Genomic DNA, 14,636 nt, shown 5'->3' on the forward strand with positions numbered 1-14,636 from the left:
AATGTTCTGTGTGCCTTTTGGGCAGGTCTTGGCTTCCTCTAAAAGCAAAAGTTAAAGGAAAGAATAATGGGTGTATTGGAAAGTGCCCGTGCGGATGCACGCGGGCTAATAGCGAAGCTTACGCTGGAACAAAAAGTTGGTCAGCTTTTTATGTTGGCCTTCGGGGGCAAAGATCTCACCTATGCCAAAGAGCTTGTTCAGGAACGCTTTATATCTGGATTTTATATTTCTCAGGATAATGCTGACACTGTATCCGAAGCCCAAAAACTAACTCAATCTCTACAAGATGCCGCGGGTTCGGCAAACCACGATTTGCCTTTGATTTTTGGGGTGGATCAGGAAGGTGCATGGGGCGTTGCTGTTTCCGAGACAACAACTGGCCCGGGAAACCTGGCCTTGGGGGCGGCGGATGATACGTCTTTAACGCGTGAAATCTACGGTATCTATGCGCGGGAAATGATGGCCTGTGGTTATAATGTTATTTTATCCCCTTGTTCTGATATCAATATCAACCCGGATAACCCAATTATTGGAACGCGATCATTCGGGGAAGATCGCGACAGAGTTGCCAGGCATGTAAAGGCTGCGGTAGAGGGCGCTTTGAACAACAATATTGTGTGTTGCGGCAAACATTTTCCGGGGCATGGCGATACCAGTGAAGATAGCCATCGCTTGCTGCCAACGGTTGATAGAAGCTTGCCCTATTTGTTGGATCAGGATCTGGTTCCATTTCAGGCGGCGATTGATGCAGGATTGCCTATGATCATGACATCACATATTAATTTTCCACAGATTGACCCTGATTTTCCTGCTACCCTTTCTTCTAAAATTATGCGTGATTTGCTACGCAAAAAAATGGGTTTTCAGGGCGTAGTTGTGACCGACAGTATGAACATGTGGGGCATGCGCAAGAATTATGATCCTGCTGAATCTGCCATTCTTGCGCTCAAAGCTGGCTGCGACATTGTTATGCTATCGGAAGAGCATTATGAACACGATGCAACCAATTATGCCGCCAAACAAAAGGCGACTATCGATGGTGTGATCAAAGCCGTTGAAACAGGTGATCTAGCATTAAATGTCATTGAAGATGCGCTAGAGAGGATTTTTTGTCTTAGAATTCAGTTAACAATCAATGCAGAGCGTAGCGAACAAGGCGTTCAGGACATTGCAACAGAAAAACACCGTAATATTGCTGATCTTGCATCAGAAAAAGCTATTCGCGTTGTTAGAGATCGTGACAATCTTCTCTCACTCAAAGGAAAAGTTAACGTCGTTGGGCTAAGTGGTGCAGATGCTCATGAAATGGTTGTGAATACACGTGGTATTGGCCCAAATGATCCCCGCGCAGCATTTGATGTTCTTTGTGACGAGCTCCTAAAGTCTTCGGAATGTTCTGGGTCGGGGGTGGCGACAGATGCTGGGCAAGATATACAAATTTTGTCAGAGCTTGAGCTGCAACATTATTTGGCTGGGGAAAGCTGTTTTAGTGCAGAAGATATTGTCGTCGCTGTTACAGAGGACTATCCACTACCTGGTATGGATTATGACGTTGATTTTCAAAAAGAACGGTTGGATCGGCTTGTTCAAATAACCAAAGGAAAGATGGTGGTGTGTGCGCTTAGAAGCGATTATGAACTTCGATCTCACCCTGATCTAAGTACCTATGTTGCGGCCTATTCAAGCCGCGCTTGTGCTGCACAGGCCATGGCCAGATTTATTATTAAGGCGATACGGGGGGAGGCGAGCTAAGTACAGTATTCGGGTCGTGTACAAAGTATGAGGTTCCTTGGACAGCAATCTGTATGACGTGTTTTGTATCTAAATTCTGAAAATCTGTATGGTAGATTTCCTCTGGCCCTCTAGGATGATGCTCTGAAAAAGACCCCAGAAGAATCAGAGGGAAGAATCAGAAGGATGGATCTAAATCTTCGAGGATACCGTGTTCTTGTTACGGCAGGGGCCGCAGGACTGGGGAGAGCAACAGCAGAAGCTTTTCTTCGTGAAGGGGCAAAGGTTCATGTTTGTGATATTGATTCCAAGGCGCTGGATGATTTTTCATTTCAAGGTGATACTCAAAAGTCAGGTGAGCTGACCAAAAGTCTGCTGGATGTGACTGATGAAAAGGCCGTTAAGGCTTTGTTTTCTGACCTTGAAGCCAACTTTAACGGGCTGGACGTATTGGTGAACAATGCGGGGACGGCGGGTCCGACAGGGGAATTGGAGACGCTGGATTATACTGCATGGCGGAAATGTATCTCTGTCAACATTGATTCGCAGTTCCTTTTTTCCAAACAAGCAATTCCGCTAATGAAAAAGCAGAAAAGTGGCGCAATTTTTAACCTTTCTTCTACGGCAGGGTTGTTCGGATTTCCCAATCGGGCGCCCTATGCTGCTGCGAAATGGGCCGTGATTGGTATTACGAAAACAATGGCGATGGAACTCGGTCCCTATGGTATTCGTGTTAACGCGGTGGCTCCTGGATCTGTGTCTGGCTCACGGATGGACCGTGTCATAGAGTCATCTGCATTGGCGCAAGATATTTCACCTGAGCTGGTGCGCGAACAATTTGAAAAACAGACATCAATGAGGACCTTTGTTTTGCCCGAAGACATCGCAAACACGATCCTCTTTGCTGCCTCACCAAAGGGAAGCAAGATATCGGGGCAGGTTCTGACCGTGGATGGGCATACAGAAGGTTTGTCCATTAGTTGAAGCTCAAATAAAAAGCTTCTTATCTCAACAGGTTGTTTACAGATACAAAACCGGGTTTTAGACTGTCCCAATCTTGCCATACTCTGCTGTTAGGTATATGGCGAATTGATTAGTTTATTGACCAAACAGATAGAGTGAAGCTTACGCTCCATGAAGAAATTCGGCCTTTTTGTCTTTGTTATCCTGATCGGTGCTTTGCTCGCTGGGGGAGTTTTCCTTTTAACGTGGGATATTCCTGCACCCTCTACAAACGTGGAAAAGGTCATTCCCAATGATCGTCTCACAAAATAAGATGCCCTTTACATTGTCTAAGTTCGGGAAATGGGCAAAATCCGGCAAGTTTTGCAAAGCTGCCTTGCGGTTTTCCGTAGCCGCATTGGCTGTCGGTATTGGTGGATCTGCCTATGCGCAGACGCAATTGATTCCACAACAACCCGCGCCTAGTCCATCAGTAACGGAATCCCCTGTTCCCTCAACGATAGAGAGTAATCCGATCAGCTCGGGCGGGATACAGGTTGATAGCCTTGGCGGCCTTGATTTGGATAGTATTGGAACGCTCAGCCCGGGACAGGGCGGGCTTGGTTACGATATGTGGCGACAAAGCTCTCTTCAGGATGTTTTTTCGCTGATCACGCAGATGCCAGTGAGCTACAATTCTGCTGTCGGAAACAATCTTGCCAAGCGTCTTTTGTTATCAAGTGCCGGGCGACCATTGGATGATAAACCCCTGCAGAGTGCACAAAGTCTTCTATCTCTTCGGTTGGAAAAACTTGCTGAATTAGGGGCCTATACAGACCTTGATAATCTTTTCCAACGTATCCCGACCCGTTCAGATAACGAGCAGCAGGCCCGATATCGAAGTGATAGTTTGTTGATGACGGGAAAAAACGGCGATGCGTGCCAGGTTATCCGGGGAATGTCTGCGACTGGTAAAGATAGTTACTGGATACGTGGCATGGTCTATTGCCACTTTCTGCAAAAGCAAGTTGACCAAGCGCTTTTGAGTTTGGATTTACTGAGAGAAACAGGCGAAGACGCTGATCCATTATTTGAAGAGCTTGCCCTCGCTGCGTCTGGGGCAAACATCAAGATTTCCGGGAAAAGCGCCGGACGGGTTGAACCTATTCACTGGGCACTGGCCGCCCTTTCCGGGGCGCAACTTTCAGAAGATCTGGACAATTTTCTTAATCCGGGTGTGCGGAATGCTTTGATCCAATCTGAAAATTATCCTTTGGAACGACGGGTTTATGCTGCTGAAGCTGCTGTCACAAGTGGGGTTTTATCACCTGATGTTCTTATTGATTTGTATAGTGGTTATGCCTTTGAACCTGAAGAGATTGATGCAGCGGTTGGCGGCCAGATAAAACGAGAAGGACCAGCTCTGCGCGCTCTGTTTTTACAGGCAGCCCAGCTACAGGCTGTTCCCGCTGCGAGGGCCGAAATTGTAAAAGCTGCGCTGGACCAGGCGGCAGAAGATGGAACCGGTTTCTTGATGTCTCGGGTTATCGCAGATTTAGTGACGGAAATTCCACACTCTTCTGATTTGACTTGGTTTGCGTTACCTGCCGGGCGAACTCTTTATTTGGCGGGACAGCGTGAACGGGCTGATGCCTGGTTACTTCTGGCGCGCCAGTATATGTTGAGCGAAGAAACCGCCGCTGCAAATTTGACTTCCCTTTGGCCCTATGCACGTCTTTCCGGTATGGAAGGCGGGGAACGATACGGTACTTTAAAGGGATGGGCATCCGCACAAAGTGGTATTGGCCCGGAAGTATTGAACCAACAATTGGTGATGTTACGTTCTTGTATGCAGGCCCTTGGTGAAAATACACGTCTGAGCTGGGGCGAGCTTGCTTCGTTGGAAATCGCATCACCCGGTTTGGCTCCGTCGGCTGCTCTGCTGTATGGACTGAAAGATGCCCAAAACGGCGGACGTTTGGCAGAGGTTGTTCTTTTAAGCCTGATTATTTTGGGTGAAGAGGGCCCAAGTGATACACATAGCCTAGCCTTGGGCGGTGTTGTGGAAGCACTTTATTCTGTTGGTTTGCAAGACGAAGCACGTTCGTTGGCAATTGAAGCCGCTGTTCTCAGTGGTATCTAGTTGATGGCTGGTGTTTGATGTCTTCTGCATCCAGAATCTCCATTTTTCTGGAGATGATGTCAGCAGAACGCGGTGCTAGCCAGAACACGCTAGAAGCCTATGAACGGGATCTGGTCAGGTTTGACGAATTTTTGTCGGGTGGGCGCAAGGATCTTGCCAGCGTTGAAGTCTCTGATATTCGCAACTATCTGGCTGATCTGACTTCTGAGGGATTAAGCGCTCGAACACAGGCCCGGCATCTTTCTTCTTTGAAACAGTTTTACCTGTTCCTTATGGAAGAAGGCATCCGGCAAGATAACCCTGTTGCAGAAATTGGCACGCCACGTATGGCGCAATCCCTACCAAAATTTCTTTCTGTGAAAGATACAGATGCCCTTCTTCAAACTGCGCAGAAAGATCAGACAGACGAAGGTTTGCGTCTTTGCGCGTTGATTGAGTTGCTCTATGCAACAGGGATGCGGGTGAGTGAGCTGGTCTCTTTGAAAGTATCCCAAACACAGCGAGATCCCCGTATTCTAACGGTGATGGGTAAGGGGAATAAAGAGCGGCTTGTGCCTCTTAGTCCTCAGGCACGTGAGGCACTGGATCGGTATCTTCTGATCCGGGGCAACTTTCTACCCAATCTGGAACGGGATCATTCTAAAGGTACGGAATGGGCTAACGATACGGGATGGGTTTTTCCTTCTCGCGGGAAGAGTGGCTACTTGACGCGTCATCGCGTCGGTCAGCTTCTAAAAGAGTTGGCCATAAAGAGTGGCATCATGCCATCCAAAGTATCCCCACATGTTTTGCGTCACGCTTTTGCGACCCATTTGTTGGAAAATGGCGCTGATTTGAGATCTGTCCAAAAGATGTTGGGGCATTCTGATATTTCAACAACCCAGATCTATACACATGTTTTACAAGAACGTCTGCAAAAGCTGGTGTTTGAAAAACATCCCTTGTCCTCAAAGTCCTGATCTCTTGCAGATTATGGAGTTGTCATAGAGTTATGGCCGCGCCTTAGGTCTGGATGAGGCAACTCCTTTGAGTGGGTTCTGGACGAACACTGACGACATTCCATTTACAAAGTTTCTTACAATTTTTGTTTCTTACAAATTTTCGGTGAGCTTGACAGAATTCGTTTGTCAGGTCACAGTTTATGTTGCGGTGCACAATAAGAGTCAGCTGTCATAGAAAAGTTGACCGGAACCCCAGGGAGTAAGACATGAGCTTTACGATTCCAGAAGAAACCACTTCACGTCTCAATCGCAGTGAACTGGCTGTACCGGGAAGTAATCCCGTTTTGTTTGAAAAAGCGGCAGCATCCAAAGCCGATGTGATTTTTTTGGATTTGGAAGATGCGGTTGCGCCGGATGATAAAGAGCAGGCGCGCAAAAATGTTATTGAGGCAATAAACGATATCGACTGGGGGAATAAAACACTGTCGGTTCGTGTGAATGGTCTGGATACGCCATATATGTATCGGGATGTGATTGATGTGCTTGAGCAGGCTGGTGACAGGCTTGATCTGTTTATGATCCCAAAGGTAGGGACAGCGGCGGATATCTATGCTTTGGATATGCTTTGCACCCAGGTTGAAACCGCGAAAGGTCGCAAGAAAGCCGTCGGTTTTGAAATGATCATCGAAACGGCTCTTGGTATGCAAAATATCAATGAAATCGCAGCTGCTTCGAAGCGAAATGAAAGTCTGCATTTTGGTGTTGCAGACTATGCGGCATCAACAAAAGCCAGAACGACAGGTATCGGCGGACCAAACCCGATGTATGGTGTTTTAACGGATGTTGATGGTGATTCACCTAGAGATTTCCACTGGGGTGATATGTGGCACTATGCGATTGCGCGTATGGTCGTTGCTGCACGTGCGAACGGTCTTCGAGCTATAGATGGTCCTTTTGGTGATTTTTCCGATCCAGAAGGGTATCGCGCCCAGGCTAACAGAGCGACAATTCTGGGCTGTGAAGGAAAGTGGGCCATCCACCCAAATCAGATTGGCATTGCGAATGAAGTAAACAGCCCGTCAGAAGCCGAAGTGAACAAAGCCAATCGCATTCTTGAAGCCATGGAACAGGCCCAGCGTGAAGGTAAAGGTGCCGTTTCGTTGGATGGGCGGCTTATTGATATCGCCTCTATTCGACAGGCGAGCGTAATGGTCGAAAAAGCCAAAGAGATTGCCTTGGCGGATGCCGCCTCTGAGACTTGAGGCCTGACAACAGAGGTTCATTTTTCGACAAAGGTCGGTTTTTTAAAGAACTGGCCTTTGCTCTTTATGGCTCTTTGCTATGTTGAACAGAGAACACTTTAGGTCATCATAATAAAGCTAAAACTTGAAATTGTGCGCTTGAAAGGTACTATGCGACGACTATATTTGTTGACTGATTTTCACGATGTGATAGACAACGCCCTATGCAAAATTTCCTAGATTTCGAAAAACCGATTGCTGAGCTTGCTGGTAAGATTGAAGGCCTGCGGCATCTGTCTGACAGCAGCAGTGATGTGAACATTGCCGAAGAAGTTTCCAAGCTGGAAGCAAAGGCTGACAAGCTGTTGCGCCAAACTTACGCAAAGCTGAGTCCGTGGCAAAAAACACTTGTTGCACGCCATCCTGACCGTCCTCATTGCAAGGACTATATCGAGGCGCTGATCGAAGACTATACACCGTTGGCCGGGGATCGGGCGTTCGCCGAAGATTTCGCCATTTTGGGGGGCTTGGGGCGCTTTCGTGGTCAATCCGTTGTTGTGATTGGTCAGGAAAAAGGCGCAGACATGCACAGTCGTGTGAAGCACAACTTCGGCATGGCGCGTCCCGAAGGTTACCGTAAGGCACAGCGGTTGATGGATATGGCAGAACGCTTTGATCTGCCTGTTATTACTTTGGTTGATACGGCTGGTGCTTACCCGGGTGTTGGGGCCGAAGAACGCGGTCAATCCGAAGCGATTGCTCGAAGCATTGAAAAGTGCCTTGCGATCAAGGTTCCGCTTGTTTCTGCTGTTATTGGTGAGGGTGGATCTGGTGGTGCTATTGCCTTGGCGGCTGCAAATACCGTGTTGATGCTAGAACATTCAATCTATTCTGTGATTTCTCCCGAAGGCTGTGCCTCTATCCTCTGGCGTTCTGGTGATCAGGCCAAAGAGGCTGCGGAAGCTCTGAAGCTGACAGCGCAGGATCTGGAAACGCTGGGTGTTATCGATGAAGTGATCGCAGAGCCAATGGGTGGTGCGCATCGGGCCAAAGATGTTTGTATTGCTGCTTTGGGCGATAGCATCGAAAAGCACTTACAAGAATTGTCCCAGTTCGGTGGGGCAGAGCTTCGTCAGAAACGCCGGGACAAGTTCCTGGAGATGGGGCAAAAAGGTCTCTGACTTTTGTCATGAGTTATGTGAAAGGCCGCTTTTCAGCGGCCTTTTTTATGCGTGGTTAAAATCTGCAGATTAAGAGCTTTTAAGCTGGGGCAATATTAACATTTTAAGCTGGGGCAATATCAACAAATGTATCATTGTAACAGGCCCCGGACATGATATCTGTTCTGGTTTCTGAATTGATCAGAGCATTCACCGTTTGACCGGAAGCACTCGATTTTAGCCATGTACCCTTTGGTGAATAAAGTACGCCGGGTTTTACCTTGTTGGTCACTTTAGCCAGTAGAATAACTTCCCCCAAGGTATTCCATATTTTGACCTTTGAGTTGTCCGTAATACCCTTTGCCTGAGCATCTTGTGGATGAATTTCAATTTGCTCTATGGATATTGAATCTTCGTGTCCGCCAAAGGTTGCGTTTGTCCGTTTGCTGGATGATGGGGAGATCAAGGCAAAGGGAAGATCCTGTGGCACCTCTTCATAGCGCGGAAGACCATATCCGAACTGCTGTTCCAGGTGTTCCGAGTAAAGCTCTATCTTGCCCGTTTTTGTGGCCGGAAAGACCGTTTTACACATGATAAGTTCCTGATCGTTTTTTGCCAGCATAGGCAAAGACCGATCCAGAGGAACTTCACTGGGGCGAACTCCTTTCATCTGGGGCGCTGTCGGATCGTAAGCCTCATCCATCAGCTGGTAATCGTCCGCTTTAAAGAGATCATCGCTAAATCCAAATCGTGCAGCGAGACGGCGGAAAATTTCTGTATTAGGGAGAGAATGCCCCACGGTAGGGATAACAGGTTCAGCTCTTTGCAGATGGGCCTGACCATAGGCGGCATAGATATCCGGAAATTCAAAATGGCTTGATGCGGGTAGAACAACATCAGCATAAGCCATGCTGTCGTTCATCTCTACATCACAACCGACGATAAAGATATCTTCCCGACTAAGAGCCCGACGCATCCTGTTTTGGTCAGGGTGGGTACAAACCGGATTGTGGTTATAGATAAAAACCGCTTTGATCGGTGGTGCCAGACGATCGTCGAGTATGTGTTTCGCAACATCGACGATGTTGAGCATTCGGGTTCCTTCGGGTACTAGATCCGGGCGTCTTAGTTTGCTGGTTGTGGCTGGGAATGCGAGACCTTGTTTGGCAATAACACCAGCCCCGGCCCTTCCCATGTTACCCGTTATGACCTGAAGCGCCATTGCGGCACGAATAGACGATCCGCCGGAATGGCCACGTTCTGCGCCGTTACCAACCGACATGGAAACATTCTTCGCCGCTGTATAGATGTGCAGGAATTCTTGAATCTGTTCCATGGGGATTTCGCAAATCCTGGCGGCATCGTCCAGAGAATATTCTTTTGCTGCCTCTAGATATGCTTCAATTCCATGAACCCAATGGTTAATAAAATCAGTGTCGAGTGCAGAACGCTTTTCCAGTTCAGCGGCCAGTGCCAAGAAGAGAACGATATCAGTGCCGGGTTTGATCTGAATATAGAGGTCAGCCTGCTCGGCAATTTTCACTTTCTTGGGGTCAATGACGATCAGCTTAGCCCCATTCTTTTTGGCCGCTTTAATGATCCGTGCTAGATGCAAGTTTGAAACAGTGACGTTATTGCTGGCGACAACAATCAGATCTGATTTAACCGCCTGTTCCGGTTCCATGCCGGGGGCATTCCCAAACAGGCTGGTGTAGGCAGTTCCTCGCACAGCACCACAAAGGGGGCCTCTGTCGAGTTGGCTTGCGCCTAGTTTATGGAAAAAGCGAAAATCCATAGAACCGCCAGCAAGCTGTCCGTGAGGGCCTGCGTAGTTTAGGGGGAGCACGGATTCAGGACCATACTTTTCAATAGCAGCATTTAAGCCGTTATATATACGATCAAGGGCTTCATCCCAGCTGATGGGTGTATATTCCAATGATCCTTTTGGACCCGTCCGCAAAAGTGGCTGCGTTAAACGGCGTTCGCCATGAATGAAGTCTGGATAGTAGTCCGAGACCTTTTTGCATATAGCACCAGCAGTGTAGGGATTGGCATCAGAACCACGGACCTGAATGATGTGCTTTCCATCCGTTAGGACGGACAAACTACAGGTGTCTGGGCAATCAAGAGGACAAACACTGGGTTTGTTTTGTAGGGGTGTTGTGGACGCTGTATCCAAGGGCATTTCTGTTGGCTCCGTACGCGTAGGTCGCGCTTTATCTCATCTTTCCTGATGTAATCTCTTTGAACTCATGATTACATCTTGCAGGATAGGGCCAATTTGTAGTTCCAGTAGGTCCATTTATTAGAATCGCATGGTACTGCTTTACAGAATTAACTATTCAATACTTCTTTAAGTGTTGTCGCCAGAACACTTGTCAGGTCCGGGCGTTGTCCACGGTGTTTTTCAACAAGTGAAACTGTTCGTGTCGTGCTCGGTTTGCCAAAGGGACGAACCAATAGATTGGTTCTATCTTCCAGACTTGTTTCAGGGACAATTGCAGCGCCCAAGCCTTTGGCCACCATGCGCTGGATTGCTTCGAGAGAATCAAGTTCCATGACTTCTCTCAGGTTTGCACCTCTGTTTTTGAGGCTCTGTTCGATAACGCGTCCAACCCCGGTTAAATGGTTGAAGCGAACAAAAGGCAGTTGGCTCAAGAGAGCGATGTCGCCGTCTCTGCTTTTGGCGATTCTTTCATTCTCGGTATTTTTCTGGGCAATAACAACAAGGCGCTCTTCGCGAAGCTTTGTTGATTTCAGGGCGTCGTCCAGACGCTGGGCCTCGGTGATGATAATGCAGTCCAGCTTCCCCTGTATCAGTTCACGGGTTAGCTCCGTACTCAACCCACTTTCGAGCCGAACATGCAAACGTGGATGTTCTTGTCCCAGTCGGGCAAGAACCTCTGGTAAAAAGGATGATGTTGCACTGGGAATAGCCCCCAGTCGCAAGAGGCCGGATAGGTCCCCGGCTTTGGATCCGGCTTCTGGCAAGGAATCATACAGGTTGATAATGTCCTGCGCCTTGCACAGTAGCCGAATGCCTGTTGGGTTGAGGTCGGGTGGGCGTCGGGTACGATCAAACAACTCAGTTTGTAGTTCATCTTCCAAAGATTTGATCTGCATGCTGATTGCGGAATGCGTTAAGCCCAGCTTTTCTGCGGCTGCCTGAAAACTACCCGTTTCAGCAATTTCAATTAACGTGCGAAGCTGGCGAATACCCATAAATTAACATCAAAATAATTGAAGTAAGAAGTTATTTTAATTCGTTTGATTTGAAGAAAGCAAGCGCGAGATAATAGAGCCAGTGAATACAAGGGTGAACATAAGCGCCCTGTTGCCCGGAGAAACCGTATGGAGAGTCCAAATGCTTGCAGATCTTGATCGACTAGATGCCTCGGAAGCTTCTGATAAGGCAGAAAAATCTCGTTTATTTGCGCTTGAAGATATTCGCCAACGCGCCCGCAGTTTGGCGCTGGATGTTTTTGCCCCTCGGGCCGCATCGATTGATTCTGCTGAGATGTATCCTTGGGAAAACTGCTTTGCTCTGAGGGATGCCGGCTTTATGGGGATGACAATTCCGAAGGCTTACGGGGGTGCCGGGGCAGGATATCAGGAAGCTGTCGTGTTGGTTGAGGAAGTTGCCAAGGCCTGTGGTGTGACCGGGCGTATTGCTGTCGAGGCCAATATGGGGGCCATCGGCGCCATCATGGCCTATGGCACTGAAAAGCAGAAGAATCTTGCTGCTGAGCTGGTTCTGGATGGTGACAAGCCAGCTATATGTATTACGGAGCCTGAGAGTGGTTCCGCGGCCACAGAAATGAAGACCCGTGCCGATAAAGTTGGGAATGGCTATGTCCTGAACGGTACAAAACACTGGATCACCGGTGGCGGCGTTTCACGATTACACCTTATTTTTGCACGGGTTTATGAAAATGATGAGCCGCAGGGAATTGCCGGGTTCCTTGTTGTTCGCGGCGAGCCGGGCGCAGAAGGGCTTTCCATTGGACGGCGTGAACCAACCATGGGCCTTAGGGGAATCCCGGAAACCGAAGTCCATCTGAAAAATTTACACGTACCGTCCGATATGATGCTGCAACCTCCATCAGGCCTTAGAAAGGGCTTTGGTGATTTGATGACAGCCTATAATGGACAGCGTGTGGGGGCAGCAGCCGTTGCGCTTGGCATTGCAGTCGGGGCCTATGAGCAGGCGGAAAGCTTTATTCAAAAGCGAGAGCAGTTTGGTCGCCCGATTTGTGAGTTTCAGGGGCTTCAGTGGATGTTGGCTGATATGTCCGTACAAATCAGTGCGGCAAGGGCTTTGATAAATGAGGCTGTGTCAGGAGAAGGCTTCCCGGATAAAACAAAGGCTGCCCAAGCCAAGCTCTTTACATCAGAAATGGCCGTTACAGTCACAAATAACGCATTACAGATGCATGGTGCAGCGGGGTATTCCAGAAATAACCCGGTCGAGCGCATGGTGCGGGATGCACGTATGTTCACCATTGGTGGTGGTACGGCACAGGTTCTCAGAAATGTGATCGCGTCTGATTTGCTAAATCGCAAATTTCCGCAGACAAGGGATGGTTATCTGACTGGTTCGTCTGATAAATCTTCTATGGAAGACCTGCGATCTGTTGTTGAGCGTAATCCTGAGTGTTAAAGCACTAAGTGATAAGACCTTACTAAACAACCGATTTTAGATGGCGCGCTCTTAAGGGCGCGTAGCCAGTATTGTGTGATTGATTAATTTGAGAGAAGCCGAGATGAGCTTGACGACAGCCGATATCCTTGCCCAACGCCTTTTTGATGCGGGATGCCGCCATGCCTTTGGTATTCCAGGGGGGGAAGTTCTGAGTGTGATGCACGCACTGGATCGGGCAGGGCTAGAAATTGTGCTGACCAAGCATGAAAACGGTGCGGGCTTTATGGCCGAAGGGACTTATCATCGCACGGGTGCACCGGGTGTTCTCTTCGCAACGCTTGGCCCGGGCATGGCGAATGCTTTTAACGTTATCGCCAATGCACATCAGGATCGTGTCCCGTTGGTGTTTCTGACTGGACGGGTCGATGATTATGACATGGCAAGCTATACGCATCAGGTTTTTGATCATTGCAAGGCGCTGGAACCCGTCGTGAAGGGCAGCTTCACCCTCGTGGATGGTGCCGTTGATCGCATCGTTGACAGGGCTTTGTCTCTGGCGCAATCAGGTCGCCCCGGGCCTGTACACATTGATGTTCCGATTTCCCTCGCGGCAAAGGTGCAGGAAGCTGCGCCCAAACAATGGCAACCAACCTATTTGCCCTCGGCACCTGTGGACAATGCCAACTTTTCTGAAGTGAGAGATCGCTTGTCCCGTTCAGAAAGACCTCTGGCCATTCTGGGGTTGGAAATTCTCAGCGAGGGTTGTGAAGTTGAGGTAAGGAACTTCCTTCTGAAACATGGAATTCCATCCGTTGCTACCTATAAAGCGAAAGGGGTAATCCCCGATGATCATCCGCTTTCCCTCGGCGGTGCAGGACTTTCCCCGAAAGCCGATAAAACAGTTCTTCCCTTGATTGAGAAAAGTGACTGTCTGTTGTTGATTGGCTATGATCCAATTGAAATGCGCCATGGTTGGCAGGATGTATGGGAACCTGAGACGCAGTTTGTTGCAGAATTTACCCTTGAGCCGAATTTGCACGGCATGCATCGGGCCAGCTGTACCTTTGTTGGTTCTTTAGCGCCTGCATTAGCCGTTTTGGATCAAGGGTTGGATCTTGGCTCTGTTTGGGAGAATGGCGATTTTACCAAAGCCAAGTCAGAGCTATCTGCTGCATTCCCTCGGGATGAAGATTGGGGGCCATCCGCGATTGTTGATGAAGTGCGCAAGGCCTTGCCTGACCATGGTCTTGCCTCTGTTGATTCCGGGGCGCACAGAATCTTGCAAAGCCAACAGTGGGTCTGTCGGGAACCTCACACCCTTATTCAATCCAGTGGGTTGTGCACGATGGGCTGTGCCCTGCCATTGGCTATGGGGGCCAAAGTTGCCTCGCCTGACCTGCCCGTAGTTGCCTTTACCGGAGACGCGGGACTAGAGATGATCTTGGGCGAATTATCGACACTCAGAGATTTGAATCTACCTGTTGTTGTTGTCGTTTTTGTTGATGCATCGCTTGCCTTGATTGAATTGAAACAGCGTGGAAGTGGCAGGGAGAATCTTGCGGTTGATTTTGGGGGGACAGATTTTGCTGCGCTGGCTGACGCTATGGGAGGGATTGGTATCAACGCCCGAAGCCGTAAAGAGCTGCAAACAGCATTGAGTTCTGCATTTGAAGGCGACAAGTTTACCTTGATCGCAGCTCATATTGAACGTGAATCCTATGACGGGAAGTTTTAACTCTGGGATACGTCTGATGTTCGAGAGGCGCTAAACTTTAACTGAAAAATAAAGGCGGCCAGAGAGGCCGCTTCAGACCGTTGACAAACCCCGTCGATTTT

General features: G+C 48.7%; 11 protein-coding genes. 9 read left to right on the forward strand and 2 right to left on the reverse strand.

Annotated features, from left to right (window positions below):
- The first annotated feature begins 66 nt into the window (after positions 1-66).
- From WH95_RS16875 to WH95_RS16900, 7 genes are all read left to right on the forward strand, one after another.
- On the forward strand, positions 67-1,752 hold the full coding sequence (locus WH95_RS16875; protein WP_046509494.1) for a glycoside hydrolase family 3 protein: 1,686 nt from the start codon (positions 67-69) through the stop codon (positions 1,750-1,752).
- 165 nt (positions 1,753-1,917) lie between these two features.
- Positions 1,918-2,715, forward strand: a complete 798-nt coding sequence (locus WH95_RS16880) for an SDR family oxidoreductase (protein WP_046509495.1) — start codon at positions 1,918-1,920, stop codon at positions 2,713-2,715.
- Positions 2,716-2,865: 150 nt separating this feature from the next.
- Entirely contained in the window at positions 2,866-3,006 is a 141-nt protein-coding gene (locus WH95_RS21545; protein WP_204247820.1) for a hypothetical protein, read from the forward strand.
- Entirely contained in the window at positions 2,987-4,816 is a 1,830-nt protein-coding gene (locus WH95_RS16885; protein WP_157845994.1) for a hypothetical protein, read from the forward strand. Before WH95_RS21545 ends, WH95_RS16885 begins: the two co-directional genes overlap by 20 nt.
- A 17-nt stretch (positions 4,817-4,833) precedes the next feature.
- Positions 4,834-5,775: a site-specific tyrosine recombinase XerD gene (gene xerD / locus WH95_RS16890; RefSeq protein ID WP_046509499.1), complete on the forward strand. Its 942-nt coding sequence runs from the start codon at positions 4,834-4,836 to the stop codon at positions 5,773-5,775.
- Between the two features lie 248 nt (positions 5,776-6,023).
- Positions 6,024-7,019, forward strand: coding sequence for an HpcH/HpaI aldolase/citrate lyase family protein (locus WH95_RS16895; protein ID WP_046509502.1), 996 nt, complete (start codon positions 6,024-6,026; stop codon positions 7,017-7,019).
- Between the two features lie 203 nt (positions 7,020-7,222).
- Positions 7,223-8,179: an acetyl-CoA carboxylase carboxyltransferase subunit alpha gene (locus WH95_RS16900; RefSeq protein ID WP_046509504.1), complete on the forward strand. Its 957-nt coding sequence runs from the start codon at positions 7,223-7,225 to the stop codon at positions 8,177-8,179.
- A gap of 103 nt (positions 8,180-8,282) precedes the next feature.
- On the opposite strand, the gene WH95_RS16905 is transcribed toward WH95_RS16900, so the two are convergent.
- Together WH95_RS16905 and WH95_RS16910 are read right to left on the reverse strand one after the other, a co-directional pair.
- Complete coding sequence (locus tag WH95_RS16905) at positions 8,283-10,343, reverse strand: molybdopterin-containing oxidoreductase family protein (protein WP_046509507.1); 2,061 nt, start codon at positions 10,341-10,343, stop codon at positions 8,283-8,285.
- A gap of 149 nt (positions 10,344-10,492) precedes the next feature.
- Positions 10,493-11,380: a LysR family transcriptional regulator gene (locus tag WH95_RS16910; RefSeq protein WP_046509509.1), complete on the reverse strand. Its 888-nt coding sequence runs from the start codon at positions 11,378-11,380 to the stop codon at positions 10,493-10,495.
- A gap of 142 nt (positions 11,381-11,522) precedes the next feature.
- Here WH95_RS16910 and acdA point away from each other — a divergent pair, with 142 nt between their 5' ends.
- Positions 11,523-12,818 carry a 3-sulfinopropanoyl-CoA desulfinase gene (gene acdA, locus WH95_RS16915; RefSeq protein ID WP_082114210.1) on the forward strand — a complete coding sequence of 432 codons (1,296 nt, stop codon included), beginning with the start codon at positions 11,523-11,525 and terminating at the stop codon, positions 12,816-12,818.
- Positions 12,819-12,921: 103 nt separating this feature from the next.
- Complete coding sequence (locus WH95_RS16920) at positions 12,922-14,535, forward strand: thiamine pyrophosphate-binding protein (protein WP_046509511.1); 1,614 nt, start codon at positions 12,922-12,924, stop codon at positions 14,533-14,535.
- The last annotated feature ends 101 nt before the right edge of the window (positions 14,536-14,636 follow it).

Source organism: Kiloniella litopenaei (genome assembly GCF_000982415.1).
In the GTDB taxonomy this organism is placed as follows: domain Bacteria; phylum Pseudomonadota; class Alphaproteobacteria; order Kiloniellales; family Kiloniellaceae; genus Kiloniella; species Kiloniella litopenaei.

Coding starts and splice junctions, on each gene's coding strand:
- WH95_RS16905 (WP_046509507.1), bottom strand. CDS start 10,343: ATGCCCTTGGATACAGCGTCCACAACACCCCTACAAAACAAACCCAGT.
- xerD (WP_046509499.1), top strand. CDS start 4,834: ATGTCTTCTGCATCCAGAATCTCCATTTTTCTGGAGATGATGTCAGCA.
- WH95_RS21545 (WP_204247820.1), top strand. CDS start 2,866: ATGAAGAAATTCGGCCTTTTTGTCTTTGTTATCCTGATCGGTGCTTTG.
- WH95_RS16895 (WP_046509502.1), top strand. CDS start 6,024: ATGAGCTTTACGATTCCAGAAGAAACCACTTCACGTCTCAATCGCAGT.
- WH95_RS16880 (WP_046509495.1), top strand. CDS start 1,918: ATGGATCTAAATCTTCGAGGATACCGTGTTCTTGTTACGGCAGGGGCC.
- WH95_RS16910 (WP_046509509.1), bottom strand. CDS start 11,380: ATGGGTATTCGCCAGCTTCGCACGTTAATTGAAATTGCTGAAACGGGT.
- WH95_RS16875 (WP_046509494.1), top strand. CDS start 67: ATGGGTGTATTGGAAAGTGCCCGTGCGGATGCACGCGGGCTAATAGCG.
- WH95_RS16900 (WP_046509504.1), top strand. CDS start 7,223: ATGCAAAATTTCCTAGATTTCGAAAAACCGATTGCTGAGCTTGCTGGT.
- WH95_RS16920 (WP_046509511.1), top strand. CDS start 12,922: ATGAGCTTGACGACAGCCGATATCCTTGCCCAACGCCTTTTTGATGCG.
- WH95_RS16885 (WP_157845994.1), top strand. CDS start 2,987: ATGATCGTCTCACAAAATAAGATGCCCTTTACATTGTCTAAGTTCGGG.
- acdA (WP_082114210.1), top strand. CDS start 11,523: ATGCTTGCAGATCTTGATCGACTAGATGCCTCGGAAGCTTCTGATAAG.